At 71.4% G+C, this 25,345-nt stretch carries 39 protein-coding genes; 1 reads left to right on the top strand and 38 read right to left on the bottom strand.

Annotation, left to right across the window (positions count from 1 at the left end):
- Positions 1 to 12 precede the first annotated feature (12 nt).
- From OG219_RS47520 to OG219_RS47420, 21 genes are all read right to left on the bottom strand, one after another.
- Positions 13 to 405, bottom strand: a complete 393-nt coding sequence (locus tag OG219_RS47520; RefSeq protein ID WP_266835900.1) for a head decoration protein — start codon at positions 403 to 405, stop codon at positions 13 to 15.
- A gap of 19 nt (positions 406 to 424) precedes the next feature.
- Complete coding sequence (locus OG219_RS47515) at positions 425 to 1,180, bottom strand: hypothetical protein (protein WP_266835901.1); 756 nt, start codon at positions 1,178 to 1,180, stop codon at positions 425 to 427.
- Between the two features lie 58 nt (positions 1,181 to 1,238).
- The gene (locus OG219_RS47510) at positions 1,239 to 2,042 is read right to left on the bottom strand and encodes a hypothetical protein (RefSeq protein WP_266835902.1); all 804 of its coding nucleotides are present in this window, start codon (positions 2,040 to 2,042) and stop codon (positions 1,239 to 1,241) included.
- Positions 2,035 to 3,465: a phage portal protein gene (locus OG219_RS47505; protein ID WP_266835903.1), complete on the bottom strand. Its 1,431-nt coding sequence runs from the start codon at positions 3,463 to 3,465 to the stop codon at positions 2,035 to 2,037. The genes OG219_RS47510 and OG219_RS47505 overlap by 8 nt, the downstream gene beginning before the upstream one ends.
- A 15-nt stretch (positions 3,466 to 3,480) precedes the next feature.
- Positions 3,481 to 5,076 carry a terminase gene (locus OG219_RS47500; RefSeq protein WP_266835904.1) on the bottom strand — a complete coding sequence of 532 codons (1,596 nt, stop codon included), beginning with the start codon at positions 5,074 to 5,076 and terminating at the stop codon, positions 3,481 to 3,483.
- A gap of 81 nt (positions 5,077 to 5,157) precedes the next feature.
- Positions 5,158 to 5,646: a hypothetical protein gene (locus OG219_RS47495; RefSeq protein WP_266835905.1), complete on the bottom strand. Its 489-nt coding sequence runs from the start codon at positions 5,644 to 5,646 to the stop codon at positions 5,158 to 5,160.
- Between the two features lie 48 nt (positions 5,647 to 5,694).
- Positions 5,695 to 6,282: a bifunctional DNA primase/polymerase gene (locus tag OG219_RS47490; RefSeq protein ID WP_266835906.1), complete on the bottom strand. Its 588-nt coding sequence runs from the start codon at positions 6,280 to 6,282 to the stop codon at positions 5,695 to 5,697.
- 112 nt (positions 6,283 to 6,394) lie between these two features.
- Entirely contained in the window at positions 6,395 to 6,595 is a 201-nt protein-coding gene (locus tag OG219_RS47485) for a hypothetical protein (protein WP_266835907.1), read from the bottom strand.
- A gap of 158 nt (positions 6,596 to 6,753) precedes the next feature.
- Entirely contained in the window at positions 6,754 to 6,948 is a 195-nt protein-coding gene (locus OG219_RS47480; protein WP_266835908.1) for a hypothetical protein, read from the bottom strand.
- Positions 6,949 to 7,082: 134 nt separating this feature from the next.
- Positions 7,083 to 7,385, bottom strand: coding sequence for an HNH endonuclease (locus OG219_RS47475; protein WP_266835909.1), 303 nt, complete (start codon positions 7,383 to 7,385; stop codon positions 7,083 to 7,085).
- Positions 7,382 to 7,627 (bottom strand): hypothetical protein, encoded by a 246-nt coding sequence (locus OG219_RS47470; protein ID WP_266835910.1) that lies wholly within the window; start codon positions 7,625 to 7,627, stop codon positions 7,382 to 7,384. Before OG219_RS47470 ends, OG219_RS47475 begins: the two co-directional genes overlap by 4 nt.
- 268 nt (positions 7,628 to 7,895) lie before the next feature.
- Positions 7,896 to 8,174, bottom strand: a complete 279-nt coding sequence (locus OG219_RS47465; RefSeq protein ID WP_266835911.1) for a hypothetical protein — start codon at positions 8,172 to 8,174, stop codon at positions 7,896 to 7,898.
- 330 nt (positions 8,175 to 8,504) lie between these two features.
- Complete coding sequence (locus tag OG219_RS47460; protein WP_266835912.1) at positions 8,505 to 8,684, bottom strand: hypothetical protein; 180 nt, start codon at positions 8,682 to 8,684, stop codon at positions 8,505 to 8,507.
- Positions 8,677 to 8,943 carry a hypothetical protein gene (locus tag OG219_RS47455; protein WP_266835913.1) on the bottom strand — a complete coding sequence of 89 codons (267 nt, stop codon included), beginning with the start codon at positions 8,941 to 8,943 and terminating at the stop codon, positions 8,677 to 8,679. Before OG219_RS47455 ends, OG219_RS47460 begins: the two co-directional genes overlap by 8 nt.
- A 6-nt stretch (positions 8,944 to 8,949) precedes the next feature.
- Entirely contained in the window at positions 8,950 to 9,357 is a 408-nt protein-coding gene (locus OG219_RS47450) for a hypothetical protein (protein WP_266835914.1), read from the bottom strand.
- A gap of 17 nt (positions 9,358 to 9,374) precedes the next feature.
- A complete protein-coding gene (locus tag OG219_RS47445; RefSeq protein WP_266835915.1) occupies positions 9,375 to 9,836 on the bottom strand; it encodes a hypothetical protein in 462 nt (153 codons plus the stop codon).
- A gap of 20 nt (positions 9,837 to 9,856) precedes the next feature.
- Positions 9,857 to 10,141: a hypothetical protein gene (locus OG219_RS47440; RefSeq protein ID WP_266835916.1), complete on the bottom strand. Its 285-nt coding sequence runs from the start codon at positions 10,139 to 10,141 to the stop codon at positions 9,857 to 9,859.
- Positions 10,138 to 12,264: a hypothetical protein gene (locus tag OG219_RS47435; RefSeq protein WP_266835917.1), complete on the bottom strand. Its 2,127-nt coding sequence runs from the start codon at positions 12,262 to 12,264 to the stop codon at positions 10,138 to 10,140. Before OG219_RS47435 ends, OG219_RS47440 begins: the two co-directional genes overlap by 4 nt.
- A gap of 11 nt (positions 12,265 to 12,275) precedes the next feature.
- Entirely contained in the window at positions 12,276 to 13,787 is a 1,512-nt protein-coding gene (locus OG219_RS47430; protein WP_266835918.1) for a hypothetical protein, read from the bottom strand.
- 127 nt (positions 13,788 to 13,914) lie between these two features.
- Positions 13,915 to 14,061, bottom strand: a complete 147-nt coding sequence (locus OG219_RS47425) for a hypothetical protein (RefSeq protein WP_266835919.1) — start codon at positions 14,059 to 14,061, stop codon at positions 13,915 to 13,917.
- A 17-nt stretch (positions 14,062 to 14,078) separates the two neighbouring features.
- Positions 14,079 to 15,230, bottom strand: a complete 1,152-nt coding sequence (locus OG219_RS47420; protein WP_323183339.1) for a DUF2637 domain-containing protein — start codon at positions 15,228 to 15,230, stop codon at positions 14,079 to 14,081.
- A 148-nt stretch (positions 15,231 to 15,378) separates the two neighbouring features.
- On the opposite strand from OG219_RS47420, the gene OG219_RS47415 reads away from it, so the two are divergent.
- Positions 15,379 to 15,642 carry a hypothetical protein gene (locus OG219_RS47415; protein WP_266835920.1) on the top strand — a complete coding sequence of 88 codons (264 nt, stop codon included), beginning with the start codon at positions 15,379 to 15,381 and terminating at the stop codon, positions 15,640 to 15,642.
- A gap of 59 nt (positions 15,643 to 15,701) precedes the next feature.
- Here OG219_RS47415 and OG219_RS47410 read toward each other — a convergent pair whose 3' ends face one another.
- From OG219_RS47410 to OG219_RS47330, 17 genes are all read right to left on the bottom strand, one after another.
- Positions 15,702 to 16,688, bottom strand: coding sequence for a hypothetical protein (locus OG219_RS47410; protein ID WP_266835921.1), 987 nt, complete (start codon positions 16,686 to 16,688; stop codon positions 15,702 to 15,704).
- A gap of 98 nt (positions 16,689 to 16,786) precedes the next feature.
- Entirely contained in the window at positions 16,787 to 17,164 is a 378-nt protein-coding gene (locus OG219_RS47405) for a hypothetical protein (RefSeq protein ID WP_266835922.1), read from the bottom strand.
- Complete coding sequence (locus OG219_RS47400) at positions 17,161 to 17,409, bottom strand: hypothetical protein (protein ID WP_266835923.1); 249 nt, start codon at positions 17,407 to 17,409, stop codon at positions 17,161 to 17,163. Before OG219_RS47400 ends, OG219_RS47405 begins: the two co-directional genes overlap by 4 nt.
- 6 nt (positions 17,410 to 17,415) lie before the next feature.
- The gene (locus tag OG219_RS47395) at positions 17,416 to 17,796 is read right to left on the bottom strand and encodes a hypothetical protein (RefSeq protein WP_266835924.1); all 381 of its coding nucleotides are present in this window, start codon (positions 17,794 to 17,796) and stop codon (positions 17,416 to 17,418) included.
- Between the two features lie 33 nt (positions 17,797 to 17,829).
- Positions 17,830 to 18,099 carry a hypothetical protein gene (locus tag OG219_RS47390; RefSeq protein ID WP_266835925.1) on the bottom strand — a complete coding sequence of 90 codons (270 nt, stop codon included), beginning with the start codon at positions 18,097 to 18,099 and terminating at the stop codon, positions 17,830 to 17,832.
- A complete protein-coding gene (locus OG219_RS47385; protein WP_266835926.1) occupies positions 18,096 to 18,683 on the bottom strand; it encodes a hypothetical protein in 588 nt (195 codons plus the stop codon). Before OG219_RS47385 ends, OG219_RS47390 begins: the two co-directional genes overlap by 4 nt.
- Before the next feature lie 29 nt (positions 18,684 to 18,712).
- On the bottom strand, positions 18,713 to 18,928 hold the full coding sequence (locus tag OG219_RS47380; RefSeq protein ID WP_266835927.1) for a hypothetical protein: 216 nt from the start codon (positions 18,926 to 18,928) through the stop codon (positions 18,713 to 18,715).
- Positions 18,925 to 19,575 carry a hypothetical protein gene (locus OG219_RS47375; protein WP_266835928.1) on the bottom strand — a complete coding sequence of 217 codons (651 nt, stop codon included), beginning with the start codon at positions 19,573 to 19,575 and terminating at the stop codon, positions 18,925 to 18,927. Before OG219_RS47375 ends, OG219_RS47380 begins: the two co-directional genes overlap by 4 nt.
- Positions 19,572 to 20,357: a hypothetical protein gene (locus tag OG219_RS47370; RefSeq protein WP_266835929.1), complete on the bottom strand. Its 786-nt coding sequence runs from the start codon at positions 20,355 to 20,357 to the stop codon at positions 19,572 to 19,574. The genes OG219_RS47375 and OG219_RS47370 overlap by 4 nt, the downstream gene beginning before the upstream one ends.
- 17 nt (positions 20,358 to 20,374) lie before the next feature.
- On the bottom strand, positions 20,375 to 20,737 hold the full coding sequence (locus OG219_RS47365) for a hypothetical protein (protein WP_266835930.1): 363 nt from the start codon (positions 20,735 to 20,737) through the stop codon (positions 20,375 to 20,377).
- Positions 20,734 to 21,183 carry a hypothetical protein gene (locus OG219_RS47360; RefSeq protein WP_266835931.1) on the bottom strand — a complete coding sequence of 150 codons (450 nt, stop codon included), beginning with the start codon at positions 21,181 to 21,183 and terminating at the stop codon, positions 20,734 to 20,736. The genes OG219_RS47365 and OG219_RS47360 overlap by 4 nt, the downstream gene beginning before the upstream one ends.
- Before the next feature lie 6 nt (positions 21,184 to 21,189).
- A complete protein-coding gene (locus OG219_RS47355) occupies positions 21,190 to 21,462 on the bottom strand; it encodes a hypothetical protein (RefSeq protein WP_266835932.1) in 273 nt (90 codons plus the stop codon).
- On the bottom strand, positions 21,459 to 22,337 hold the full coding sequence (locus tag OG219_RS47350; RefSeq protein WP_266835933.1) for a DNA adenine methylase: 879 nt from the start codon (positions 22,335 to 22,337) through the stop codon (positions 21,459 to 21,461). Before OG219_RS47350 ends, OG219_RS47355 begins: the two co-directional genes overlap by 4 nt.
- Positions 22,334 to 22,954, bottom strand: coding sequence for a hypothetical protein (locus tag OG219_RS47345; RefSeq protein WP_266835934.1), 621 nt, complete (start codon positions 22,952 to 22,954; stop codon positions 22,334 to 22,336). The genes OG219_RS47350 and OG219_RS47345 overlap by 4 nt, the downstream gene beginning before the upstream one ends.
- Positions 22,951 to 23,436 (bottom strand): phiSA1p31-related protein, encoded by a 486-nt coding sequence (locus OG219_RS47340; protein WP_266835935.1) that lies wholly within the window; start codon positions 23,434 to 23,436, stop codon positions 22,951 to 22,953. The genes OG219_RS47345 and OG219_RS47340 overlap by 4 nt, the downstream gene beginning before the upstream one ends.
- The gene (locus tag OG219_RS47335) at positions 23,433 to 24,251 is read right to left on the bottom strand and encodes an exonuclease domain-containing protein (protein ID WP_266835936.1); all 819 of its coding nucleotides are present in this window, start codon (positions 24,249 to 24,251) and stop codon (positions 23,433 to 23,435) included. Before OG219_RS47335 ends, OG219_RS47340 begins: the two co-directional genes overlap by 4 nt.
- Positions 24,248 to 25,345, bottom strand: coding sequence for a hypothetical protein (locus tag OG219_RS47330; protein ID WP_266835937.1), 1,098 nt, complete (start codon positions 25,343 to 25,345; stop codon positions 24,248 to 24,250). Before OG219_RS47330 ends, OG219_RS47335 begins: the two co-directional genes overlap by 4 nt.

Genomic DNA, 25,345 nt, shown 5'->3' with positions numbered 1-25,345 from the left:
GATCATCCCCTCTCAGACGAACCGGATCGAGCCGGCGACGTCGGTCTTACCGGCGGCGTCGACAGCGACGGGCAGGCGCGACTCGCGCACCTTGCCGTGCGTGAGCATCGCCGCCGACGGGTCGATCGTGTTGACGGTCGGTGCCTTGACGGCGGCGTACAGGAACCCGACGAGGGTCTGCCGGCCGTCGGCCGCGGCGTTGTCGTACGGGCCGAACTTGCCCGGCGTCGCCGTGATGGCGCCGAGCGGAATGCCCGACTTGAAATACCCGTCGGGGTAGTGGGTGCCTGCGGTGAACAGGCTCGTGTCGAGCGAGATCGTCTCGGTCGCGTCCGTGCCATGCGCGGACCCGAGCCACGACTGATCATCGGACCCGAACGACTCAGTCGTCTGAGCCAGAATCATGGTCGATTCCTCCGTGTTGTCAGCTCTTGTCGGCGCCCGCGCCGAGGTACTTGCGGTACAGCTCGGCGCCTGCCTCGACGCCGCCCTTACCGCCGCTCTTGCCTCGGCGGGTGCCCTGGTCGAATCCGCCGCCGCGGCGGCGCCGGCGCGTGTCGCGCCCGCCCTCGCGGTCGTCGTCCTCGTCGTTCTCGTCCTTGTCGGACTGCTTCGGCGCGAGCCGCTTTACGAGCTCGGCGAGCCCTTCCTCGTCGACCTCGCCGTCGTCGTTGACGTACCTCTGCAGGTTCACGTCGTCGGCGACGTCGCCGGGGTTCGGGATGAGTCCCTTCGCGGCGGCGAGGAACGCCTGCCGCGCGAGCTTCGCGCCGTTCTTCGCGTTGGCCTCGGCGAGCGCCTTTGCGACCGCCTCGGCGACCGCGCGCTCTTGCTCGGGCATGCCGTCGCGCTTGATCTTCGCGAGTTCCTTCGCGGCGTTCGCGTTCTCCTTCGCGCGGCCCTCGTGCTTACGCGCCTGCGTCTTCCACTTCTCGGCCTCGGTCTTCCAGTCGGTACCGTCGCCGTCGCCCTTGTCGGACCCGTCGCCGTCGCCGTCCTGGTCGCCCTTGCCGGACCCGTCGCCGTCGCCGTCCTGGTCGCCGTCGCCGTCTCCGTCTCCGCCGTCTCCGTCGCCGCCGTCGGCGTACCAGTACGGCGAGAACGGGCCGGACGGGTACGGGTGCGACCAGCCGGCCGCCGACTCGATACCGGGCAGGTTGGGCAGAGTGCGCGTGCGCATGGTGGTGTCTCCCGTGTCGGGTTGGGTGAGCGTGGGGTGCGCCGTGTCGGCGCGGGAATCACGGGCTCGGAACGTCGTCCGGTCCGGTGAACTCGTGTCGACGAACCGCGAGCAGCGGCCCGTACTCGCCGTGTTCGCGAGTGATGATCACCTCGCGATAGTCAGGGGCGCGGCCGCCGGCGTCCGAGGCGCCGACTTCCTTCGCGACGGCGGCGTGCGCCTCGCGCAGCAGCGCCTCGTCGATCACCTGTCCCGGATCCTTGTTGCCGATGATCGGCTCGGGCTTGCAGTTGCAGCCCGGATGAATCGGCATCAGGTTCTGGACCCGGTACCGCTGCGTCGAGGCGATCGTGCACAGCGCGCAGTTGCCCGGCCCGCGCAGCGCTCGCCGGAAGAACTTCACGCCGCCCCGCTCCATCGACTGTCGCGCGGCGTGCGTGCGGGCGAGCTGCATGTCGGTCTCGGTGATCGACAGCAGCCGCGTGCGCGCCTCGCTGAGCGCCTCCGCGTACGACTTCCCTTGGCTGAGCGCGGTGTACGCGGTGACGAACGGGCGGTGATACACCTCGGCCGGCTCGACGCCGCGCAGCGCCTCGGGCAGCTCGACGCCCGCCGCCGCCGTCGCGGTGCCGAGCATGTCGGAGATCATCGCCGAGAGGTACGCGTCGGTGATCTGCCCCATGCGTTGCTGTGTGGCGAGCACGGTCGGCAGCACGCGTTCGAGGAACGTCGCTGCGTCGCTGTCGCGGTAGTTGCCGAGACTGTCGAACGCGGCGAGCACGAACGAGATCACGCGGTCGCGCAGCGACGTCGACAGTGCGTCGTACCGCTCGGTGAGCGCCGCCTGCAGCGCCTCACCCACCGGTTGCCCCCTCGTCGGGCAGGTTGCCCGCCGTCGGCGCCGGGTTCGCCGGCAGCAGCGAGGCGGCGAGCAGTGCCTGCGAGGCGGCGCCCGCCGTGATGCGGCGTACCTGTTGCGGCGTCTCGCCGAGCTGCTCGGCGATGACGTCGAGCGGATAGCCGATGCTCTTCAGCTTGGTCGCGGCGTCCGCCATCACGGCCGGACTCAGGTACTGCGGGTCGGCCCACCGCACCGTTGCTTCGGTGTAGTCGTCGGTCACGCCGGCCTGCGCCGCGGCGAGGCTCATCACCTCTTCGAGTCCCTCGCCGAACGACGCGATGTGCTCGCGGCACTTCGCGACGTGCATGAGGTCGAGGGCGGCGACCGTGTCGGCGCTGATATTGATCAGGTCGCTCGCGTAGTAGTACGCGGGTGTCTGCGACAAGATCAGCATGTCGCGCACGTCGGACTCGTGCTCTTTGAGGAAACCCGTCAGATCGGTCGCGTCGAGCTGCCCGAACTGTGCGTTCTCACCCTCGGATACCCACACCGTGTTGGGTCCGGGCGTGAACGGCTGCTCGACGACCTTGATACCGGTTGCCTGGTCCACCTTGCGCGCGAACTTGTGCCCGCGCACCCACTTCTGCCGGAATCCCGAGTACCGGCTCGCCGCCATGCGGTTCAACACTCCGAGGTTCACACGGTCTTGGGTGTCCATGACGCACGCGAACTCGGGCTCGGGGTGCTCGCCGAGATCGGGCATGCGGGCGAACTCGACGAGCGGCAGCCCGCCGAGGTCGTGCGGCTCGCCGTCGTCCTGGTCGCCGACGTACTCCCACGAGTCCGGCCCCCACGGCAGCCGGTGACCGCATGGTTCCTTCGTGCGGTACGGGAACGAGCGGTCGTCGTACATGACGCGCGCGTAGCCGTACCCGTCAATGTCGTTCGTGAACGCCTTGAGCCCGACGTACGGCTCGCCGGTCTCGGGGTGATGCTCGACGATGCACTCGCTCGGGTGCTCGGGCGTGATCAGCGGGCTCGGCCGGCCGCTGTCCTCGGTGCGGGTCGGGTGCGGCCCGACGAGCATGTACCCGACCGACTGCGCCATGCCGCATCGCCATACGAGTTTCTGCCGCGAGTCGAGGCGGTTCGCCTGCCACCAGCGCGACGCGTTGTCGTCCGGCGTGCCGTCCGGTCCGGTCACGCCGAGCGCGAGCAGCCGGTGAACCGAGGCGTTCGCGATCAGTCCGCAGAAGTTCGTGCGCGCCTTGCGCTGGAAGTCGAGGAACGCGGCCTCGGCGTTCTTCGGCAGCTCGGGCAGGGGCGGGCGGCCTCGGTAGTACATCCACCACCCTTCGAGCACACCCTGCCGCTTGCGCAGCCGACGCCCGAGGCGCAGCAGCATGAAATCGGGATTGTCGAGCTCGGGCGTCTCGTCGAGCATGTCGCCCCCTCTCTGTCAGAACGTGCCGCCGAACATCTCTTCTTCTTCGGCCGCGACACCCTTCGCGATCGCGTCGAGGCGGCACTGCCACGCGAGCACGGCGGCGACCGCGGCGTCGATCTTCTTCGGGCTGTCGGGGTGCGCCTTAGCGATCTGCATGCCCGAACGACCGGGCCGGCGGCGCGCGTTGCACAGATGCCGCACGATCGCCGACGAGGCATCGTGCGTCAGCTCGCCCTCGGTCAACGCTGTGTGGAACTTCTCCAGCGCCCGCACGATCAGCACGCTGCGGCCGCCCGTCATCCACCACTCGATCGGGTGATTCCGGGTCGCCTGCACCTGCAGGCGCGGCCCGTACGCAGCTTCCCAATCGGCGACGTGGCTTTCCCACTTGGCGGGGTCGGCGTACATGCCGACGACGTCGTATGTCGCGAACGCCTCGTGCACCGCGGCGAGGACCTCGACGACCGGCACCTGCCAACCCTCGCCGGCCTTACCCTCGGGCTGCTCCCACACGCCGAGCGTGAACAGGTGCCCGTCGGACAGCCGGCAGCCGATCAGCGCGGTCGCGTCGGTCACCTTGCGGTTGCGCTTCCGCGAGCCGTCGAACCCGATCACGATGCGATCGCCGGGCTGCACGGCGCGGTTGAGGTCGGACGTCGCCCGCACCTCGGGCTCGGACAGCCACGCGTCGGCCGCGTGCGTGACCTGATTCAACAGGTCGCCCCGCAGATCCTGCGGCTCGTTCGACGTGTCCCAGAACTCAGACACGAGCCGCTCGATCGGCGACCAACCCGGCTCGCACGGCGGGTCGTGCAGCACGCACCCGTCGGGGTGATCGCTGCTGTCGCCGTACGCGTACCGCAGCCCGTCGACGAGGGACTGCTCGTCGGTCAGATCGGTCTCGGGCGGCGCCTCACGGTGGTCGACGAGGATGCCGCGCGCCCGCGACCGCCCGTCGATGATCGCCTGATAGGCGGCCGCCGATGTCTCGGCGACGGATTCCTCGCCGGGCGTGTACGCGTTCGGCGTCTCGATCAGCGACCCGCCGAGTTTGGCGGCGTTGAGGCGCATCACCTTCGCGAGGCGTACGCCGCCGTTCGAAGCGGTCCATGTCTCGGTCTGGTCGAGCGACGCGAAACAGGCGGGGTCACCCTTCGTCGACGTCGCGCTCGACGTGATCGGGGAGATCTCGCCGCGTGGCAGATAGATCACGGTGTCGAGGCATTCGAGCCCGTAGTCGGCGGCGACCGACCCGCCGCGCGCCATCTCCAGCAACGGCAGCCACGTGTTGTCGGTCTGCGCCTCGGTCACGGCGGCGATACGCACGAGCGGCGTACGGATCGAGTGCCACGGCCGGCCGATCGGCTCGCCGTACGCGTCGAACCCGGCGCCGACCACATCGGCGCAGGCCTCGGCGAGCGCGATCGCCCCGACGAACGGTGACTTCCCCCAACCGCGCGGCCGCGACAGCAGCCCGCGGTGAATCACCCGCCGGCCGGTAACCGGGTCTACCTCGTAGAACTGCAGCAAGAACTCGGCCTGCTCGGCGGTCGGCAGGAACGGGGCGGGGTCGTCGACGTCGCGGCCGGGCTGCGCGAGGTTCTGCATCATCCAGTCGAGGACGTAGTACCCGAGCGTCGGCCGCTCGCCCTCGTACTCCGGGCCGCGCCACGGCATGACGCCCCCCTGCTACGTGCTCTTGCCCGGCTCGGTCCGCCCGCCGTTGATCGAGCGCAGGTTGCCGTACCGCTCACGCGCCGACGGCACGCCCGAGCTGCCGCGCCCCTGGTCGGCGTCGTCCGCCTCGGCGAACACCATGCGCAGCCGCGCCCGCGACGACGGCGTCGATCCGAACTCGGAGACTCGCAGCCGCAGTTCGGCCGCCGCAGTCTTGTCGCCCTTCCAGTGCCGGGCGTGAATCAGCGCGGTGTCGAGCAGGTACTGCCAGTCAGCCGAGCCGAAGTGCTCGGCCTGCGGCGAGTCGATCCATGACTGCCACCACTCACGGGTGCGCTCGGGCCACACGAACTCGACGAGGTCGCCGTCTTGCTCGATCCGGAAGTCGGGCAGCTCGGGCGCCTCGGCGCGCTCCCACCTGAGTACGGTCTGCGGTACCGCTTCCTTGTTCCGGCGCTGCCTGCGGTTCGGATCCTTCGGCGCCGGCCCGTTGCCTGCCATGGCTGTACCTCCCGTGTCGGGTGCGCCGCCGCACACCCGTGTCGGGCGCTACAGCAGCGAGTCGATTACGTGCTGCAGGTCGCCGAGGCGCTGCGGCGTGCCGCCGAACGTCCGCCCCGTGACCGCGATGTACCGGCCGGTCGCGTACACCTCGACCGAGCCCTCGCCGAGCTGCAGTCGGCGCCCCGCGCCCGGCAGCCGGCCGTGCCCCCAAACGTGCAGCCCGTCGCCGCTCGCCGACACCTCGACCCATGTGTCGCCGGCGGCGTCGAGCACGCCCTGCGCCCAACCCGCGACGGCGCCCTCGTCGTCGAGGCAGTGATCGAGGTCGAGGCAAACGATCCCGTCGCCGTCGAGGACGAACCCGAGCCCGGCGCCGGCGTCGCTCGCCGCGGCGTTCCGGTACCGCGACCACGTTGCCGGGTCGGTGCTGCTCGCGACCGAGCCGTCGACGGCGACGGGAACCTTCCGCGAGGTGCGCCGGATCCATCGCGGCCGGCTGGTCAGCTCGGCCGGGATCGTGCGCGCTGCTCGGTGCGCGGCCGCGCGGCACGCCGGCCGACAGAACCGCGCGTGCGACCGAGCCGTGATCGGCATCGGTCCCTCGCAGTGCTCGCAGTCGCGGCTCGTCGTCATGTGTCCATGATACAGCCGCGTACGCTTTTAGCGCTCTGACCTGCATGTATCAGGTTCGTATCGGAAGTGCGGCCGGCTGAGAGGCGATCTGCGGCCCCTCAACCGCGCGCCATCAAATCAGCCGGCCGACCTCCTGCTCGCCCGCCAGCGAGCCGCCCGCGCCCCGCAGCGCGGCCGTTTTCCCCAGACCCGTACAGACGGACAGCCACAGCACCTCCCGAGCCCCAGACGGGGCGGGGAGGGGAGTCACCCCCCAGGGGGCGAGATCGGCCGCGAGATCGCCATACAGCGGCTCGCGTCCATGGCTGCGCACTTCCGGGTCGGTCCTCAAATCGCAGCGCACACACGACAGTTGCAAGCCCCTGACCTGCACATATGTGCATGTGCTCGTAAACGTGCAGGTCAGAGAGGTGCAGGCGGATACGCCGCGCATGCCTCGTCGTACGTGCTCGTCGTGCCTGCACGTGCGGCTCAACGATGCATAAACGTGCAGGTCAGAGCGTTGCGATCGTCGTGCAGGCTGCTCGATTTGCCCGACGGTCCGGTACTTGTGTCCTCGGTCCTCAAATCGTGCGCCTCGTCGGCGAGTTGCGAGCCTTTGACCTGCAGCTTTGTGCATGTCTCTCGTGCCTCGATCGTGTGGTGCACGTGCTGATCGAGCAGCATGTCGGGCTCGCCTCGGTGTGCACTGCTCTGACCTGCAGCGATGTACGCGGCTGCGCATACGTGCAGGTCAGGGGGGTGCAACTCGGGGCGGGGGGTACCGATTTAGGGGCGGGGGGTGCAGTTGCTGCCGGGGGTCAGATCAGACCGGGGTGTCTCTCCGGGGGGCGTCGCATGCGCTCGGCCCACCGTGCGTCGTTACCCTGTCTGCTGCTCTTGACCGCGTGACAGTCGGCGCACATCGCCTGCAGCATCTCGATCCGGTGATCGTGCTTGTCGCCGATGTGGTCGACCTGATTCGCGTGGCGTCCGCACACGCGCCCTTCGATGCGGTTGCGGCACCGGTACTCGTCGCGCTGCAGCACGGCCGGGCGTATGACGGTGTACCAGTCGGCCGGCAGCTCGTGCCGCCGGTTGCTGCCTGCCCAACCGCCGCTCATGCGTCGTCGTCCTCGTCGTCCTGGTCGCGGCCGTCGTCGTACGGCTCGGCTCGTTCGGTGCTGCTGTCGAGGGCGGCGTCGGGGGCGAACCCGAACGTCGTGCCTCGCTCGGTCGGCTGCTCGCTGCGCAGCGCGTCGAGCATGCGCAGCGCCGCGTTCTCGGCGTCGTCGAGCCGGCGTCGGCTGTACCCCTTCGCTCTGATCTCGACCTCGTGCTGCCCGTCGGTGAGGCGTACGCGCATGGGGCGAGGTCCTCTCGACGGGGGGTGGCACGCGCGGGGCGGTCAGCAAACCCGCCATGGTCCGTAGTGATCCCGCCCCGCGCGAGTGGGGGCGGCGCCGCCTCTCTGGGGGTGTCGAGGCGGCGCCGTACCGGTCGAGGGTGGGGTGCCCGACCGGCATTGGGGGGGAAATGGCGAACGCCCCGCGGAGGGGCGGGGCGTTCGGGGAGTTTGTGTGTCCGGGCATGGCGGACTTGCGGCCAAGAATGCGACACGTGATCGCCGACAGTCAAGTCGCGGGGTGCTCGGGCTCTTCGATCACGCGTCCGGCGACTGCCTGCCCGTCGCGTACGAGCAGCGTCAACGGGCGCCGTACGTCGTGCTCTTCGAGCCCGCCCTCGGGGACGGCGAGCCGGCCGAGCGCGTCTCGCGTGCCGCCCTCGTTCGGGTAGTCCCACACCCACCGGGGATGCTCGGAGCGCACCCGAAGATTGCCGGCGGCGTCGAGCACGATGTCGCCGGGGTGCCATGTGTCGTCAAGGCTGGTGATCTTGTGTACGGCGGTCATGGCGCCATGATGCCTCTCCCCTGTGACATCGGGGGTGTGGAGAGAGAGCGCTCGCGTGCGCGCTGCCTACTACCGGTAGGTGCTCTCTCTACGGCCACCCCCCCCATATATGGGAGGGGAGGGGAACGCGCGCGCGCGAGTCCCGATGGAGTCCCCCAGGGACACAACGCGTTGACCTGCGGGAACGCGAAATAATCGCGAGGGATTCGCGAGCGTTTTCCATGCGTTTTCCGTTGAAAATGCTCGCGATTCTCAGTGAAAAACCATGCGGAGACAGCGAAACGCCCCGCCCGGCGAGGTGCCGAACGGGGCGTAGCGAGGCGGGGCGTACTACTGGTCGGTGTCTGCCACGGTGACGACGAGCTGCTGCAGCTTCCCGCCGAACGACAGCCGGCCCGTGGGGACGTCGGCGCCGTTCGCGCCGGCGGCGAATGCGTCAGCGACGAACTGTGCAATCTCGTCGAGGGTCATGAACTTGCCCGCGGGCACGTGCTCGATCTTCTTAGGCATCGTCCGCCCCTTCCTCGTCTTCCCGAGCCATGCGCAGCGCGCCGCCGAGGTCGCGCACGCCGCGGGCGCCGAGCGGGTACGTGATCCCGGCCTGCACGAGCGCCTCGTCGACGGCGGCGAGCTCGGCGCGCAGCCGGTCGACCTCGGCGTCGCGCGCCTCGGGCGTACGCAGCGCGTCGACGAGGCGCACGAACACCTCGACGTTCTCGTCGGCGATGCCGAGCCGGTCGGCGGCGTCCTCGGGCGTCAGTTGGGGCATGGCGGGTCAGTCTGCCTTGGGCGAGGTGAAGTCGTCGACGAACCCGCCCTCGACGACCGGCTCGTCTGTCCGGTCGCGGGTGCTCATGACGTACGTGCCGGCCTCGTCGTGCTGCTCGGCGCCTGCCCGCTCGACGGCGCCGCGCAGCCGGTCGTACGTCTCGGCGTCGAGGTCACCGTCGGTGCGCAGCGTGTCGAGCACGTTGAGGGTGAGATCTTTCGCAGTGGGGGCGGCGGCGTCGGCTGAATTCATGATCCGGGCGATCTCTTCGAGGTCGACCTCGCCGTCGGCGTACATCGTGAGCAGCTCGCCGAGCGCCCGCCCCTTGCCGTTGGGCACGAGGCGCGGCCGGTAGCCGAACGGGCGCCGTACGCGCGGTTCCTGGTCGTCCTGGTCGGCGGTGTGCTCGGTCAAGGCGTTTCCTCCGGTGTTCATCGGCGCGGGCCGTTCTGCGACTTCCAGCCTGCCAGGAAACCGCGGTTGTTCGTAACGTACGTCGACCCGCCGCGGCGTCGGCCGCCGGCCGCGACCCACACGACGCCCACGACTGCCGCGGCGGCGAGCAGCCGCACGAGGCTGTCGACGAGTATCTGCAGCCCGAGCATGCCGAAGTACGAGCCGGCGCCTACCCCAACCGCGAACACGCCGCGCGCGGCGGTGCGTTGTGCCTGCGGGTCGAGCCCGGACGGCGCGGGCGGCGCAACGGGCGCGGCCGGCTCGTACCGGGGCCCGTACTGCGGGTGCATCATGCCGTCGATCAGCACGTACCCGATCACGCGCATGCCGGGCGGCGGGGCGGGCGCGAGCTGCTGCTCGCCCGCGGGAACGACCTCGGTCACGCGGGCGATGCGGGCGGGCGGGGCGGCGGGGCGTGTGTACGGCTCGGGCTGCATGGCAGGCGTCCTTGCTGTGGTCAGTGCGCGGTGCGCTTCGGGCGGGCGGGCGCGAGCCGGTCGCCGAGGGTGTACAGCGCGAGCCCGACGCGCTCGACGCCGAGCAGCGCGAACGCGATCACGACGACTCCCCACACCGGGGCGTCGATCTTCCACGCGCTCACGGGGTCGATGTACGCGGCGATGACGACGACGATCGCGAGCAGCGCGCACACGCGGATCACGTCGCCGACGTTGAGAATCACGACGCCGGCGACGCGTCGGGCGGTACGGCGGTTCATGAGGCGGACGAGGTGTCGGTTCATGACGGGCTGTCTCCATTCGAGGGGCGCACGGCGTAGCGGCCGAACTTGGGGCGGTGCACGCGCGGGTCGGCGCCGAGCCATCGGCCGATCGTGGCGGCGTGCGGTGCTTCGAGGGCGGGGTACAGGCGGGCGAACACGTCGCGGATCGCCTCGGGTCCGATACCGGCGGGGCCGGCCTTGAGCACGATCTCGAACACGATCTGCTTGCGCGGGTCGTCGCGTTCGCCGTTCTGTACGTCGGCGGCCGCGGCGCCGAGCTCGGGCGGGGTGGAACCGAGCCCGCTCGCCTCGAAGATGCCGCGCACCTCGGCGTCGAGGTCGGCGTCGCCGCCGCGGGCGGTCGCGTCGTCGATCCGCTCGTGAATCCGGCGCATGGCGGCGTCGGCGTCGGCGAGCGCCTCGTCGCCGGACGAGATCGGCACGTCGGCCGCAGACTGCGCGCCGGGCGAGTCCCAATCGGCTGTCGGGTCGGCCCATCCCTCGCGTACCGGCTGCTCGCGCTCGGCCACCGCGACCGCGGCCGGCTGCGGGGCGATGCCGAACAGGTGGTCGGTGTTCTCCCACCTACGCTCGTACGCCTCGCCGGCCGCGAGCCGCGACAGCTCGTCGAGTTCGGGCCGTATCTCGGCGACCGCGACGACGATCTTCGCGATCTCGGCCGGGGTGATCCGGTACGCCTGGAAGGGGCGCGCGGGTGCGTCGAGTTCCTTCACGACGCCCGTTCCGGGCTCGGGCATGTCCTCGGGCGAGATCTTGTCGTTCCACCCCATCAGGTAGTTGATCTCTCGCTCGTCGCTCTGCATGCCGACCTTGAGACCGGACTGCACGACGAGCTGCGGCTCTTCGAGCACATCCTGCGTAGCCCGGAGCGCGCTCATCATCAGGTTGCAGGCGACGGCGCGAGCCAGTTCGACGACGTGAATCAACCAGTCGCCCGCCTGCCGCAGGACCGGGTTCCGGCGTGCCTTGTTCGAGTACAGCTCGGCGATCTCGTCGGCGTTCGTGATGATCGCGGGCACCTCGGGCGACACAGGCAGCTTGTCGTCGTTGGCCTCGATCATCAGGTCGGCGTATCCGGGCTTGCGAGCCTTGGCGATCCGCAGCAGCGCGCCCGCCATGTCGCGCACCTTCTCGGGGGTGTCGGCGACCCAATCGATCGGCGGCCGGCCGGGGCGCCCGGCGCGGTGCCAGGCTCGCAGCCACGGCAGCGCGAGCCCGCCGCCGTTGAGGTCGACGACCCACACGAGCGCGTCGACCATGCGCACCTGCCCGGCGATCCACACGTGCATCAGGTTCGACTTACCGGAGCCTCGGCGACCGGTGCCGATGCCGGTCAACTGCCTGCAGACCGGCGCGCACTCGGACCCGTCGCGGTGCGTTCCCATCTGCAGCCCGTCGTTGTACGAGCGGGGCGAGTAGTCGGCGGGGTACGTCTTCGGGTTGCCCGAGACGAGATTGACGGTCTCGACGTTGGCCAGGAACGAGCCGCGGTCGATTCCCTCGGTGATCTCGACGCTGCAGCCGTTCGGCAGGCGGGCGTCGCCGGCGAGCCCGTCGGCGCAGCGCTGCATGTCGCGCCACGTGTACCCGCCCTCGGGAAACCGCCCTTCGAGGGTGAACCCGCCCTGATCCCACATCTCGACGCCGACGACCTGTACGCCCTCGATGCCGGACACGCGGGAGAAACGGGCCGACCACTCGCCGGCGAGCGCCCGGTGTTCGTGCTGCACCGCGGCGTGCGCGGCGGCCGCGTACGCGGCCGCCTGCGCTTCCTCGGCGCGGCGCTGCGCGGCACGGTTGCCCGCCATGGCTGCGCCGAGCCCGACCGCGCCCGCGGCGAGCGCGCTGAGGCAATTCATCGTCCACGGGCCGACGTTGAGCGCCCACGAGCACCATGCGCCCGCGCCGACCCATGCGGCCGCCCGGAGTACGAGGCTGCCCCGGCCGGCGCCGGACTGCCGGCCCGCGATGTGCGAGCCGACGAGCCCGGCGCCTGCGATCCCGGCGCCCCACCAGGGGGTGACGCCGGCCGAGTTCGCCGCGTACGAGGCGGCGAGCATCGAACCGGCGGCGCTGATCGGGGCGGTGAAGGGACCGTGCCCCGATTCCCAATCGATCTGCACTGTCTGCCCTTTCAGAGGCTCGTGTCGGCGTTCGCGCGCACGTCCCACTCGGCCTCGGCCTTGGCGCCCTTGCGCGGGTTCTGCAGGCGCGTGATGTCGACGTGGTGCAGCCGCTTGAATGCGGGCGCGAGGTCGCGCGCGAGGGTCGACGCCTTCATCTGCAGTAGATAGATCTGCTTCATGATTTCGACGATGTTCGGGTCGAGCGGCTGCTCGGCGTCGGCGCGCGCCGTCGTGATCTTCATGGCGTTCGCGATGTGTTCGAGGGCGTCGGGCAGCGCCCCGAAGTCGCGGCCGACCTGCATCATGCCGTCGGGCGTGTAGGTCGTCGCGATGCGTTCGAGCTCCATTGCGGGTGCAAGGAAGTGGTGTCCGCCGGACATGCGTCCTCCAAGGGTCGAGGGGGATCCGCCGGCGGTCGCCGGGCGGCGTACGTAGGGGGCGACCGGCGGCGGGGTCGCCGCGATCGTCGGACCGGTCATGGCGGGTCCGTTCGCCGCTTGACGGGCGGCGCGGTTGCGGCGGCGGCGCTGCCAGATGGCGCGCAGCGTGTCGAGACCGGCTCGGCCACTCCAGCGCCACACCGCGGCGGCGAGCCCGCCGAGCCCGGCAAGTGCGCCGTCCCACACCGCGCCCGCGGCTCGGGCGATCCGGCGGCCGGCACCTCGGCGCGCGGCGGCGGTACCGCGCCACAGTGCGCGAGCCGGGGCGGCAGTCCAGCGCGCCGCGCGGCCGACACCGCGGGCACCCGCAGCGATACCTCGCCCCGTGCCACGGATGCCGCGCCCCGTGGCGCGCAGCCCGCGGCCGACGCCCGCCATGCCGCGGCGGGCAGCGCTCGCGGCGGGGCGCACCATGCCGAGCCGGCTGCGGGTGCGGGGCGTGCGCTTCTGCTTCGAGGGCGACGTGCCGCCCTTGCCGGGGCGCTTGTGCTTCCCGCCGTTCTTGGGCGAGTTGAGCCGGGGCGTCTTCAGGCGCCCCGCGCCCCGCCCGCCGAGCGAGCCGAGGGCGCCCCGACGGGTACGCCCCGCCCCGCCCCGCGCCCCGGAACCCGCCCCGGACGCCCCGGAGCTGCCGCCCCGGCGAGACGCCCCGCCCCGCCCCGAGGCGGCGCCCCGCCCCGACGAGCCGCTCGACGCCCCGCCCCGAGTACGCCCTCGGGGCGATCCGGACGCCCCGCCCCGGGTGCGCCCCGCGGCGGTCGTCGCGCGACGTCGGACAGTACGGCGCCGCTGCACGACGCCGCCGGCCGCGAGGACGACAGCCGTGCCCGCCGCGGCCGCGATCCCCATCGGGCCGGCTGCCTGGTAGGCGGCGGTCGTCGCCGTCGCGGTTCCGTTTAGGACGCCGATCACGAGTGGCTCGATCGGTATGCCGCCACGACGGCGGCGGGTGCGCGGCTCGGTCTCGGCGGCCGGCTCGACGGCGGGTGCGGGCGCAGGTATCGGCGGCGCGGCGGTCGCCGAGTCGGGCGGTGCGGGCGCGGCCGCGGTCGGCGCGGGCGGTGCTGTGGTGTCTGACACCGGGGTTGCTCCTTCACTGCGACTGCGGTCGTGGTGCTGCGGGGGTGTGTGTCCGCGTGCATTCGGGCGGGTGAGAGGGGGGTGAGGTCGAGCTGTGACTGCAGTCGCAGTCACAGTCACGGTGCTGTCACTCCGTCGTGCGCTTGCCGGTGAGATTGATACGGACGCGCGACGCAGGCTTGCCGACGGGCTCGTCGGGCGGCGGTTGGGCCGGCTGCTGCGGGGCGCCGGTGAGGTTGATACGGACGCGTGATGCTCGCTTGGGAGTGGTCATGGCGCGTGCCTTCCTGATCAGGTTCCGGTTAGCGCAGTGACGTTGTCCGAGCCGCGTGCGGCGAGCGTCGGCTCTTTCCGCTCGATCTCGTCGCGCAGCTTCTGCGCGTGGCGGCGCGAGGTGTGCGGGTAGCCGTCGAGGCTCTTGAGCAGATCGACGATCTGCCCCTCTTTCGGGCGGGCGTTGAGCGTGTCGTACAGGGCGCGAACCTTGCGCTTCGCCTCGGTGCGCGAGGGCGGGTTCGTCTCGTCGCGGGGCGCCTCGCTGTCGGGGGCGCCCTCGTCGGCGGGGCGCTCGGGGGCGCCCTCGTCGTCCGGGGCGGGATCCTTCGGGGCGCCCTGGTCGTCGAGGGCGGGGCGCCGCGGGGCGCTCGGCTCGGGGGCGACCGGGGGCGGGGGCGGCAGTTCGGGGGCGCCCTGCGGGGCGAGGGCGGTCTCGTCGGCCGGGGCGTCGTCGACGTCGAGGGCGACCTCGACCGGGGCGAGAGGGCGCCCATACCGCGTGAGGCGCAGCGCGAGCACCGCCTCGATCGGAGCCTTAGACCGCCACCGCCACCCGTACCGCCGGCGCAGCCGAGTCCGCTCGATCAGCCGCTCTTGTTCGAGGGCGATCACCTCGTCGTACGACCGCAGCTCCCACAGCTTCATACGCCGCCACAGCCGGAACGTCCCGATCGGAGCGAGCAGCCACCGTGACAGCCGTACCGATTCCATGTGCTTGGCGGCGCTGATATCCGCGGCGATCCCGATCGCGTGCCGTGCCGCCTCGACGACGACCACGAACAGAATCGGGATCACGGCGTGCATGCCGACGCCGATCGCGTCGGGCCATGCGGCCGCCCCGTTGAACGCGATCGTCGCCGCGGTCAGCAGCCATGCCGTATGACGCAGCATGCCGAGCGGCATGCGCAGCCACGTGAGCAGCAGATCGAGGGCGAGCAGCACGAGAATCCCGGCGTCGACGCCGACCGGGAAGATCATTGCGAACGCGCCGAAGTGCTTCGCTTCCGCGAGGCGGCGAACGGCGGCGTACGAGCCGACGAACCCGATCACTGCGATCAGGGCGGCACCGGTCGCAACGCCGGCGATGAGTCGGCGCTGCAGGTCGGTGAACTTGGGTCGGTCTGTGCTGGTGGGCGAGCTGTTGAGCTCGCCGTTACCATCGGCCACGCGGATCAGCCCTCTTCGTGACGGTTGCGGGCACGGTCCGCCCCGGCCGTATGGCGTGCCAGCGCCGGCCGAGGCATTCCGTTGTGCGGGTTCGACGGTACGTGAACCTGCTTTACAGTGTCAACGAGGTTAGGGCAGGATGAGCGACATGCCAGAGCGGGAAGAGCCGCAGTCGACGGATGCGGCCGAGGGGGAACCGAGGCTCGTGAACATGTCGACCCTCGCGACCGAACTCGGCGTAACGCGGCAGGCGCTGCACAACTGGCGTCGCACGCACGACGACTTCCCGCCGGCTCGACGCCGCCCCGGCAGTACCCGTGACGAGTGGGACCTCGACGAGGTACGTACCTACTGGGACAACCGCGACCTGCGCCCCGGCGCCCGAACCGACCTGCAGGACGACGAGCAGTAGGCCAACGACGACGACCCCGCCGTGATCCGCGGCGGGGTCGTTTGCGTCCTGTCGTACGACTACGCGGCCGAGCGCCGAGCGCGAGCTGCTGCTCGCTGCCGTGCCCGATCCGTCGCGCGCTTACGGCGCCGCGCCGCCGCCTCGACCTCGCGCTGCAGGGCGGCGAGTTGCTCGGCCGTCGACCAGGTACGCCGGCCGCCGTCGAGCCCGACCGGCGCCTCGCAGTCCGGACCCGAGCACGTCACGGCGTCGTTCTCGCCGCCGCCCGCGTGCATCGTGAGCCGGCCGCCGCAGTACGGGCACGGCTCATCCATGGGCACCGAGTACCGGTCGACGCTGCCGCCGATCGTCCGCTCGACCCGCCGCGCCGCCTCGGCCGCCACGACCGCGATGTGCGCCCGGTGTAGCCCGCGCAGCGGAAGGAACGGGCCGGGCTGCCCCTCGATCCGGGCGAGCAGCCACTCGGCGGCGCGCACTGCACTGCGGCCGCCGGTGTACGACCAGCGAGCCGGGCTCGCGGCGTCCGCGGCCGAGAGCAGATCGCGGCGAGCGCGGTCGGCGGCCGCGACCTGCGCCTCGCGCAGCGTGGCGTACCCGCCGTGCTTGACCGGCCGCATCGGCGACATAGGGCCGAGCTGCACCGCGGCGGCGACCTCGTCGGCGAGCGCGCACAGCGCATTCTCGACGGCGCGGCACGCGTCGACGACGTGCAGGCGCAACGGCACCGGGCGCTCGCCGAGCACGAGCCCGTCGCGGTCGGCGCGCGGGGTGTGCGGCCCGCCCTCGCCGACGTAGTCGCAGTGCACGCACTCGTACTGCGGCCGGCCGTGCTCGTCGGTCTTGGTAATGAGGTGCTGCGCGTGCTCGATCGCGATCTCGAACTCGCGGCGGGCGCGGTCGAGGTCGTGCAGGTACTCGCCCTTACCCATGGCGGGCGGCCACGTGTCGGCGGTCTGCGAGGTGTCGATCAGGTCGCGCATGTGTGTCCAGTGGTCAATGACGACCTGCAGGTCGTCGGCAGTGCTGCGGCGGGCGGCGTGCTGCATGGTGAGCGCTCCTGTGGTGCGTGGGGCGTAGGCTGATCACACCGCGAAGGGGGACGGGGCGCCCGATGCTTGCCGGCTCGGGGCGCCCCGCCGTCGTGTCAGCGGGCGCGGCGCCGTTCGGCGCGGAGCGCGGCCCGCTTCTCGTCCTGGATCTTGTGCCACTCAATCGCCTGCCGGAACTGTCGACGGGTGCCGATGCACCTGCGATCCCACGGCTGCGACGGCATCCGGTCGGCCAGCGCGACCGGCGCGTACTCGACGTCGCGCTGCTCGTTCCACACGTAGTTGCGGTACCGGTGCAGACCCTCGTGCCCGCGGCGCAACGCGCACCGCCAGTGCAGGTAACCGCCGCCGTCGCCCGGTACGCCACTGTTCACAGAGCGGTCGTTGCAGTAGCCGAGCAGCACGGCGAGGGTGTCGAGGGTGCGGTTCGAGGCTTGCTCGCACGCGATGCGTACGCGGAACGGGATGTTCACAGTCGTTCCCCTTCGTGATCCATGGGTGGCGGCCCGACGTACAGGCGGGCTCTTCGGTTCAGCTCGGCGCGCTCGCGTTCGCACCATCGGTCGGGGTCCTCGAACCCCCACCGCTTCGCGTCCCATTCGGTCGCCCGGTCGCGGTAGTCGAGCCACGTGTCGAGCAGCATGTCGACCGAGCCGGGATCGCTCGCGAACCGCAGCCGGACGGCGAGCGCCTCGAACGCTGCCTGCGAGGCGGGCATCGGCACTCACCCGACCTCGGGGTGCATGTGCCGGTCGATGTCGCGCAGCGCGGCCGCCTCGATCTGATCCCACACGACGCGCGTCGCTGCGAGCGACGTGTTCCGCTCGCGCATCACGGCGCGGTGAGCGGCGACCGCTTCCTGCAGGCTGCTCGGCGGCCGCAGCCGCTGCAGGGGCGTCGCGACGCCGTCGACCGCGGCGTCGAGCACCGCGTCGAGACCGGCGAACTCGGCCGGGTGAATGGTCGGCACACCGTGCCGCCACACGCGGATCGCGTCGAGGGCGGCCTCAAGGGCATTGGCGCGGTCGCGGTGTGCCCACAGCGCAGCGCACGCGGCGTCGTACGCCTCTTGGGTCGGGCCGTTGAGAGCACTGGAGTTTTCCACGGGTTACCTCACAGGTTGTGGATGGCGGGCGAGTTAGAGGGGCGGTAGGTCTTCCATGCGGCGGCCGGCTGCGTTCGGCTTGCGGGGCCTGGTCACGGGGGTGCCGTAACCGTCGAGCGGGTTCCGCTCGTGCAGCCAGTCGAGGGCGGCCGCGAGGTCCTCGTCGGTCAGCTCGGCGAGCTGCTCGACGTCCTCGGGGTCGAGGTCAAGGTCGGCGACGTCGAGGTCGGCGACGTCGAGGTCGGCGACGTCGAGGTCGGCGACGTCGAGGTCGGCGACGTCGTCGTGATCGAACGCGCTCATTCCGCCCCGCCTGTACCGGAGTTGAGCCACGGGGCGAGCGCGCCGAGCACGGCGTCGATACGCCCCTCGGTGCGGTCGGCGATGCACCTGCACTGCGCGGTGCGCGAGCACTTCGGGCAGGGAACGGGCTTCTTCAGGGCGTGTTCGAGTACCCGCCGGACGACGAGCGGGGCGGCCGCCGAGCCGGCTGCGGCCGGGGCCGGCGCGGGCGTCTCGCCGGGCTGGTCGATGAACACGAGCTCGGTGAGCCCGTCGTGTCCGTGCACGAACTCGGCGGTGTCGACCCCGCGATCGCAGAAATCGATCTTCGGGTGCGGCCCGCGCCACCGGATCGACAGCGAGCCGTCGGGCCACTGCACGCCGTCGGCGATGCGCCCCTCGCCGCTCACCCCGCTCACGTCCTCGTGACGCCGGAAGTACAGCCGCAGCGGTGTCACGTTGTCCTCGGGCCACACGACGGTGCGGCCGGTGAGTTCGCGGGTCGCCTCGGCGATCAGCGCCTGCACGGCGGCCGGGTCGGTGTGGCGGCCGGCGAACGCGGCGAGCGCCTCGACGGCGGTGAGCGGCTGTCGATCTTCGGTCATCGCGGGTGTCCCTTCGAGGTGTGCACGCGTCATGCGGCGCGGCGGGCGGTCGGGGTCGAGGCGAGGCGGGCGCGACGGGATGCGCTCGCGGCAGCGATCTCGGATGTGAGTTCAGCGAGGCGCCGGCGCCCCTCGGCCGGGTTGGTGCGCTGCTGCTCGCGAACGCGGCCGCGGCGAGGGCGGGCGCCGCCGAACGTGCCGTCGGGCACGGTCTCGGCGAGTAGCGGGTCGGTGTACACCTTCACGACTGGTCCCCCTTGCTGTCGGTGGCCTGCGCCGCCTCGTACACATCGCGGCGCGATGGATGCGTGCCGGTCATCTGCCGGCCTCGGCTCGTCGTCTTGCACGGTCGGCCCGCCGAGGCGCCGCACGCCGGGCAGTGCACGGCCCGCTCGGGCGGCCCCTTCGGCTGCTCGCGGCGCGGGTAACGCTGCTGTTTGGCCTCGGTGAACTCGGCGTTCGCAGGCACGAGTTCGGCGAGCCGGCTGCCGAACCTGTCGCCGACCGCAGGCATCAACTCGGCGACTGCGACCGGCTGCGAGTCGCCGCCGGCCACGGCGCCGCGGTCGGCGCGCAGCGCCTGCACGTACCCGCCGACGTCGTCGGGGTCGAGGTGCGGGTGATGGGTCGGCTCGAACGTGCCCGTCGCCCGGCCGAGCCGGTCGCGTACGGCATCCCGCCAACGGGTCGCGATATCGCTCGGCTTGATCGGCCACGGCTGCTCGGCGTAGTGGCGGCCGGCCGCCTCGCCGGCGAACTGCAGCGGCACGTCGCGCAGCACCGCGGCCCACATGGTGACCTGCGCCCGCTGCTCGATGTGGTCGACCTTGACGACTCGGTCGTCGACGAGCGAGATCTGCCCGAGTAGGTCGAGGGTCTCGTCGAGGTTCATGCGGAGTGCCCTCCGTTCATCTGCTGCCGCAGCGCGTCGAGCCCGGCTCGCTGCTGCGCTCCCTTGGTCATGGATCCGAGCTGCACGACGTTGCTTCCGACGGCCGGCTGCTCGGTGCGCTCGGTCTCGGCCCACTGCTGCCAGCGACCGCCCCACGCGGCCGCCCGCTTGCCCTCGTCTGCCATGCGGCGCACGAACTTGCGGGTCACGGCGTCGAGCTGCTGCGCGGTGAGCTGCGGCCGGCCGGCGTCGGCGCGAGCGAGCTGCGCCGCCTGCACGTCCGCGTCGCTCGGCTGCCAGTCCTCGGCGATCGGGCGCTGCTCGTGCATGTCGCGCCGCGCCGGCCGGGGCGGGGCGTCCTGGTCGCCGTCGTCGCCGTGCCGCTCCTCGTCGGGATCAGGCAACGGCTGATCACTGGACTGCACCGCGCGCTGCTTCCGCTTCTTCTCTGCGGCTCGCTCGCGCTTGCGCTCGACCTCGGCGCGCGAGGGGTTGTAAACGAGGTAGTCGTGAATCGCGTAGTCGCCGGCGGCCGGCTGCTTGCACTTCGGGTGCCTGCAGGCGTGCCCGTGCTCGTGCCACAGACCGGCCGCGACCAACTTCGCAATCTGTGTCTTCGACCCGTTGCTGTACATCCGGGCGACGGCGCCGGGCACGATGCCGTCGGTCAGATGACGCGCGGCGTACGCGCCCGCCTTGAGCCACAGCCCGAGCGCCGCGTTACCGGCGGCGATCATCTTCGGGTGGGTGTCGGCGCTGTCGTCAACGGCGAGCCATGCCATCGGGTGAACTCCTGTGATCAGAGCGCGAGTTGCTGCTGTCCGGGGTGGACAGACGGCGACGTCTTTCGGGTTCTGCGGCCGGCGGGCGGCGCGGCAGGCGGCGGGCCGGTGCACACGTGGTCGACGACGTGCGGGTGCGGGCAGTCCGCGGGGTGGCTGCTCGGGTGCGCGCTCCGCAGGTTCTGCGGCGACCACTCCCCCCGCTGGTACAGGCACCATGCGAGCCGGTTCGGAGTGGTGCGCTGCCGCGCCTCGGCGAGGGTGAGCCCGTCGGCGTCCGCGGTCACGTCGAGGGCGCCGACGATCTGCCGATATACGGGGCGCCCGCAGCGGCAGCGCGTTCGGCGCGCGCCACCGCTGCTCTTGGGCTGCCTGGTCACCCGTACTGCTCGACTCGGCCGTGACCCTGCTTCGCGGCGCGCTGCTGCGCCTCGTGCGCCTCGAACTCGCCCTCGGTCGGGTGCTCGGCGAGCAGCAGCTCGACCGCGGCGTCGACGTCGTGCGAGCCGGGTCCGAGCTCGTCGAGAGTGCCGTTCATCTTGCGCTGCCGGTACATGGCGCGCATGACCTCGCGCAGCTGCCTGATCTGGTCGCCCTCGGTGGCGACCTCGGCGAGTTTGATCCGTAGCTTCACCTGCGGCGACTTGTCCTCGCCCGACGCGTGCCCGGTGTACTGCGTGCTCGCGAACTCGACGACCGCGACGATCCGGGCGCCGGGCGCCTCGAACAATCCGCGGCGCAGGATCGCGGGAATCGCACCTTCCAGCGATGCGGCTGCGCTGTCGAGCTTGACCTCGACCTCTGCGTCTTCTTCCAACCTGGGCATGGGTGATCACTTCCTTCGCTTGTTGAGGGACTGCTGCAGCGCCGCGTACTGCCGAGCAGCAACTGCACGGATCACGGGGTTCGAACACTGGTCGCGGCGGTGCCGGCCGTACCGGATCACGAGCGCCTCGACGTCAACGTCGCCGCTCGCCGCCTCGCTGAACTTCCCGCACGGGCAGTCGGCATCGGCCACGGCGAGCGCCCGGTTACCGTCCTTCCGGACCCGCAGACCGAATCCGGGGTGACGACCGCCGATCGTCGGCGTGACCGCGGCACTCATGCCGGTACCGCCTCGTCGAGTGCGTCGCCGAAGAGCGCCGGCTGCCTCGACAGCGGCCGGTTCGACCACACGACTTCGATGCCTGCCGATCCGGTGCTGCCGCGCCGGTTCGTCGTCGGCCGCTGCACGGCGACCTCGACCTGTTCCCAATCGCCGTACAACTCGTCGTACAGCGGCGACGGGTAGCCCGAGAGCAGCACCGCGGCGCGGGACGTGTGCAGGACCTCGGCGAGCTCGCGGTGATCCGACTCGGTGTTCGTGTCGTGCGCGTAGTCGCCCCGCTTGTGCGCCTTCAACCCTGATCGGGTCGAGTCCAGATACGGCGGGTCGCAGTACAGAACGACGTCGGGAGCGCTGTACAGCCGCACGATCTCGGCGGCCGGCCGGTTCTCGATCACAACCTTCCGCAGCCGGCTCGCCGCGGCGTACAGCCGGTCGACGAGGTCGGCGACGGTCGTCGCCTGCGACGAGCCGCGGCGCATCCCGTTCGACCACGAGGCGCGCTTACTCGCTGCGGCGCCGGCCGCGTTGTACGACTGCGTTGTGCGCACGAAGAACCGGCGGGCGCGTTCGATCTCGTCGATATCGGGCGAGGCCTCGAGGTCGGCCGCCCGATACTCCTCGCGGCTGTACGGCGTCAACGACAGCGCCCGCACGAGGTCCTGCTCGCGGTCGCGCAGCACGCGGAAGAACGTGGTCACGTTGCCGTCGAGGTCGTTGAGTACCTCGTGCGCCGCCGGCCTCGGTCGAGCGAAGAGCACCGCGGCCGAGCCGGCGAACGGCTCGACGTACACGCGGTGTTCGCGCGGCATGAGCCCGACGATCCACGGGGCGAGTCGCCCCTTCGCGCCGTAGTAGGGGAACGGTGGCTTCATGCTGCTGCCCCCATCACGTACCGCTGCGCGTACGTGTCCGGCCAATCCGCCTTGCTCAGGCACTCGCGCTGCGCCTCGGGCATGGTGAACAGCGGTAGCCCGAGCCAGTCGAACCCGGCGGCGCGCAGCCACCATGCGTCGACCTGATCGGCGCCCTCGTCGTCCTCGAACGTCGCGCCATCTGCGAGGAATGCGGCCGCGGTCATGTCTCGTTTCGAGGCGCCGCCGTTGTCGGTGGCGAACTTCTTCAACGTCGCCGGCGACACGTACGCCCATGGCACGCCGGCGTCGACGAGCAGCGCCTGCACGACGCCGTGCAGTGCGGCGACTGGCTTGAGTGACCGCGGGTGCATCTTGGTCGGCAGATCTTCGATCATGGCGAGGTGCGGCCGCTGCTCGGCGACCTCGACCGTCAGCACGTCGCGAATGATCGTGAGTCGGCGCGGCCCGTCCTTCTGCCGGGTCCGGATCCGGAACGTCGAGCCGTCGGTACGGCAGACGCCGGTCGAGGTGATCGACAGATCGAACCCGATCACCTGCAGCTCGGTCGGGGCGGCGGTGCGGTCGTCGACCGGCACGTCGTCGGCCGCGATCAGTCCGGGGATGATGTCGGTCATGCCGCACCGCCCGACAGCGGACTGATCGGCCCGTACAGGGTGCGCAGCAGACTGAGCGGCTGCTGCTCGCCGTCGTCCTCGGCCCGCAGGATCGGCTCGCCGAACTGCCCGGTCGCGCCGTCCCACTGCCACGCGCGCTCGAACCAGTCGGCCCACCTGAGCGACAGATCGAACGCGTCGCCGCGCGGGTCGCGCCACACGCCCCGCTCGCGGTCGAGGCGGCCGCCGTGCGGGTCGGCGTGCTCGTACTCGATCGGCTCGTCGTCGGCCGGCCGGTCGTGCTGCTCGGGCGGCGGGGTGCAGGGGAACGGGCCGTGTCGCGCGTCGAGTCGGTCGGCGATACCGCGCAGCAGATCGGCGGCGAGGTGATCGCACACGCCCTTGGTTCTGACGTTGTACGAGCCGTCGCGCTCGACCGCGACCACGATCGCGGCGTCGCCGTTGTTGGCGCCGTCGAACCCGATGATGTACCGGTCGGTCATGCGAGTGCCCCCTCGGCGGCAGTCGGTTCGACCCACGGGCGCAGCGGCCACGCGCCGTCGACGACGGCGTTCGGGTCGGTCTTCTGGAAGTGCTTTTGCAGCCCGGCCGCCTGCTCGGCAGCCCACTCGATTTGCTGCTCGTGCAGCTCGGCGACCGTGAGGTCGCGGAACGGCATGAACGACACGCGGCGCTCGGCCCGCACGTGGTCGGGCCAGTCCGCCCGCCGCATGTGCGCGAGCAGCGCGATCCGGTACGCGATGGATGCGGCGGCGATCGCGTCGAACGAGCAGCCGTGCGCTTTCTCCTCGTCCCACGGCACGCCGTAGAACTGCGCGAGGGTGATGAGCTGCCGCGCCCCTTGCTTCTCGCTCACGCGCTTGCGGAACGGCACGGCCCGCTGATCGAGCACACGCGTGTCGATCACGTACAGCGGCCGCCCGTCGAGCAGATCGAGCAGCGTCGGCAGCCCATACCGGCGGCACTCGCGGTCGAGCAGCGTGAGGTCGAACGGGACGTTATGCCCGACGATCGCCGCCCCGCCGAGGGTGACCTGCGCGGCGAGTTCGGCCGCGACTTCCCGCACGACCTGCTCGGCCGGGGCGCCGTGTTCGCGAGCGTGCTCGGTGCTGATCTTGTGGACGTCGTACGCCTCGGCCGGGATCTCGACACCGGGGTCGGCGAGCCACTCACCGGCCTCGGGCTCGATGCCGCCGCCGCGGGCGTGTACGGCGGCGGTCACGATCCGGTCGTTCTCGACGTCGACGCCGGTCGTCTCAAGGTCGAACGCGGCCCATCGGCCGAGGTGCCATGTCATCGCGCGGCACCCTTCGAGCCGGGCGTCGCTGCCTCGGGCCACGCGGCCTCGGGGTGCGCGGCCGGCGGTTCCTCGCCGCCGTCCTCGTCGTCCTCGCCGCCCTCGTCGACGAACTCGCCGTCGACGACGCCCTCGTCGTCCGCCTCGGCGTCGCCGTCCTGGTCGCCGAGCTCGCCCGTACGCGGGTCGACGCCGGCCGCGATGTCTTCGGCGATCTTCTTGAGGTCGTCGCGCAGCACGAGGTCGTCGGCGTGCCCCTCGGCCCGCGCCCGTTGCCAGACCTGCAACACCTGCTCGGCGGTACGGCAGTTGACCGCCTCGGCGCGGTAGTCGACCGCCTCGGCGGGCGCCGCCTCGATCGCAGCACGGTTGAGGCTCGCCGGGTCGAGGGCGGCCGCGGTCGAGATCGGGCCCGACAGCGCGTGCCGAAGTTTCGGCAGCGACGGCACGACGACGATCACCTGAAACTGCTTCGTCTTACCCGCGCGCACCGCCTTGCGCTGCTCGATCCACATGCGGACGGGCAACATGCCCTTACCGCCGGTCGCCTGCAGCACCGTGTCGAGCCCGCCGGCGAGCGCGTCGGCCGCGTAATACGACTTCGTCTCCAGCCGCCACACGCCGAGGTCGGGCAGGTCGGGCAGGAACACGCCGACGCGTGACGTCGGCCGGCACACCTCTTCGGGCTTGCGCTCATGCCACTCGTCGCCGTACTGCGCGAGGCAGATGCACGGACGGCCCGAGAGCTTCTCGGTGACGCCGTCGCAGCGCCGCTCACACCCGCCCGCGGTCCACTTCTCGTTGGCCTGGTCGAGCGGGTCGCCGGCGGGCAGGATCGCCCGCAGCTCGGTCGCCTCCGTGACCACCCGCCATTGCGCGACGGGCTGCCCCTGCGGCGTCCACTGCTCGACCCGGCCGCCGTACAGCTCGGCCGCGGCCGCGATGTACTCGCGCGAGTGCGAGGTGAGAATGAACGTCTTGGACTTGACCGGGATCGGCCGCCCGTTCGGCTTCGGGTTCGGCCGGCTGTAACCGGTGCGGATACGGCCGAGCTCGGCCGCCTGCCGCTTCATGGTCATAATGCGCGATCCCAT

Origin of the sequence: Streptomyces sp. NBC_00038, from assembly GCF_026343635.1 — a bacterium.
Lineage (GTDB): Bacteria > Actinomycetota > Actinomycetes > Streptomycetales > Streptomycetaceae > Streptomyces.
This window is presented reverse-complemented; position numbering and strand designations above follow the sequence as displayed.

Coding starts and splice junctions, on each gene's coding strand:
- OG219_RS47520 (WP_266835900.1), bottom strand. CDS start 405: ATGATTCTGGCTCAGACGACTGAGTCGTTCGGGTCCGATGATCAGTCG.
- OG219_RS47515 (WP_266835901.1), bottom strand. CDS start 1,180: ATGCGCACGCGCACTCTGCCCAACCTGCCCGGTATCGAGTCGGCGGCC.
- OG219_RS47505 (WP_266835903.1), bottom strand. CDS start 3,465: ATGCTCGACGAGACGCCCGAGCTCGACAATCCCGATTTCATGCTGCTG.
- OG219_RS47500 (WP_266835904.1), bottom strand. CDS start 5,076: ATGCAGAACCTCGCGCAGCCCGGCCGCGACGTCGACGACCCCGCCCCG.
- OG219_RS47495 (WP_266835905.1), bottom strand. CDS start 5,646: ATGGCAGGCAACGGGCCGGCGCCGAAGGATCCGAACCGCAGGCAGCGC.
- OG219_RS47490 (WP_266835906.1), bottom strand. CDS start 6,282: ATGACGACGAGCCGCGACTGCGAGCACTGCGAGGGACCGATGCCGATC.
- OG219_RS47480 (WP_266835908.1), bottom strand. CDS start 6,948: ATGCTGCTCGATCAGCACGTGCACCACACGATCGAGGCACGAGAGACA.
- OG219_RS47475 (WP_266835909.1), bottom strand. CDS start 7,385: ATGAGCGGCGGTTGGGCAGGCAGCAACCGGCGGCACGAGCTGCCGGCC.
- OG219_RS47470 (WP_266835910.1), bottom strand. CDS start 7,627: ATGCGCGTACGCCTCACCGACGGGCAGCACGAGGTCGAGATCAGAGCG.
- OG219_RS47465 (WP_266835911.1), bottom strand. CDS start 8,174: ATGACCGCCGTACACAAGATCACCAGCCTTGACGACACATGGCACCCC.
- OG219_RS47460 (WP_266835912.1), bottom strand. CDS start 8,684: ATGCCTAAGAAGATCGAGCACGTGCCCGCGGGCAAGTTCATGACCCTC.
- OG219_RS47455 (WP_266835913.1), bottom strand. CDS start 8,943: ATGCCCCAACTGACGCCCGAGGACGCCGCCGACCGGCTCGGCATCGCC.
- OG219_RS47445 (WP_266835915.1), bottom strand. CDS start 9,836: ATGCAGCCCGAGCCGTACACACGCCCCGCCGCCCCGCCCGCCCGCATC.
- OG219_RS47440 (WP_266835916.1), bottom strand. CDS start 10,141: ATGAACCGACACCTCGTCCGCCTCATGAACCGCCGTACCGCCCGACGC.
- OG219_RS47425 (WP_266835919.1), bottom strand. CDS start 14,061: ATGACCACTCCCAAGCGAGCATCACGCGTCCGTATCAACCTCACCGGC.
- OG219_RS47415 (WP_266835920.1), top strand. CDS start 15,379: ATGCCAGAGCGGGAAGAGCCGCAGTCGACGGATGCGGCCGAGGGGGAA.
- OG219_RS47410 (WP_266835921.1), bottom strand. CDS start 16,688: ATGCAGCACGCCGCCCGCCGCAGCACTGCCGACGACCTGCAGGTCGTC.
- OG219_RS47400 (WP_266835923.1), bottom strand. CDS start 17,409: ATGCCCGCCTCGCAGGCAGCGTTCGAGGCGCTCGCCGTCCGGCTGCGG.
- OG219_RS47390 (WP_266835925.1), bottom strand. CDS start 18,099: ATGAGCGCGTTCGATCACGACGACGTCGCCGACCTCGACGTCGCCGAC.
- OG219_RS47385 (WP_266835926.1), bottom strand. CDS start 18,683: ATGACCGAAGATCGACAGCCGCTCACCGCCGTCGAGGCGCTCGCCGCG.
- OG219_RS47375 (WP_266835928.1), bottom strand. CDS start 19,575: ATGAACCTCGACGAGACCCTCGACCTACTCGGGCAGATCTCGCTCGTC.
- OG219_RS47370 (WP_266835929.1), bottom strand. CDS start 20,357: ATGGCATGGCTCGCCGTTGACGACAGCGCCGACACCCACCCGAAGATG.
- OG219_RS47360 (WP_266835931.1), bottom strand. CDS start 21,183: ATGCCCAGGTTGGAAGAAGACGCAGAGGTCGAGGTCAAGCTCGACAGC.
- OG219_RS47355 (WP_266835932.1), bottom strand. CDS start 21,462: ATGAGTGCCGCGGTCACGCCGACGATCGGCGGTCGTCACCCCGGATTC.
- OG219_RS47350 (WP_266835933.1), bottom strand. CDS start 22,337: ATGAAGCCACCGTTCCCCTACTACGGCGCGAAGGGGCGACTCGCCCCG.
- OG219_RS47345 (WP_266835934.1), bottom strand. CDS start 22,954: ATGACCGACATCATCCCCGGACTGATCGCGGCCGACGACGTGCCGGTC.
- OG219_RS47340 (WP_266835935.1), bottom strand. CDS start 23,436: ATGACCGACCGGTACATCATCGGGTTCGACGGCGCCAACAACGGCGAC.
- OG219_RS47335 (WP_266835936.1), bottom strand. CDS start 24,251: ATGACATGGCACCTCGGCCGATGGGCCGCGTTCGACCTTGAGACGACC.
- OG219_RS47330 (WP_266835937.1), bottom strand. CDS start 25,345: ATGGGATCGCGCATTATGACCATGAAGCGGCAGGCGGCCGAGCTCGGC.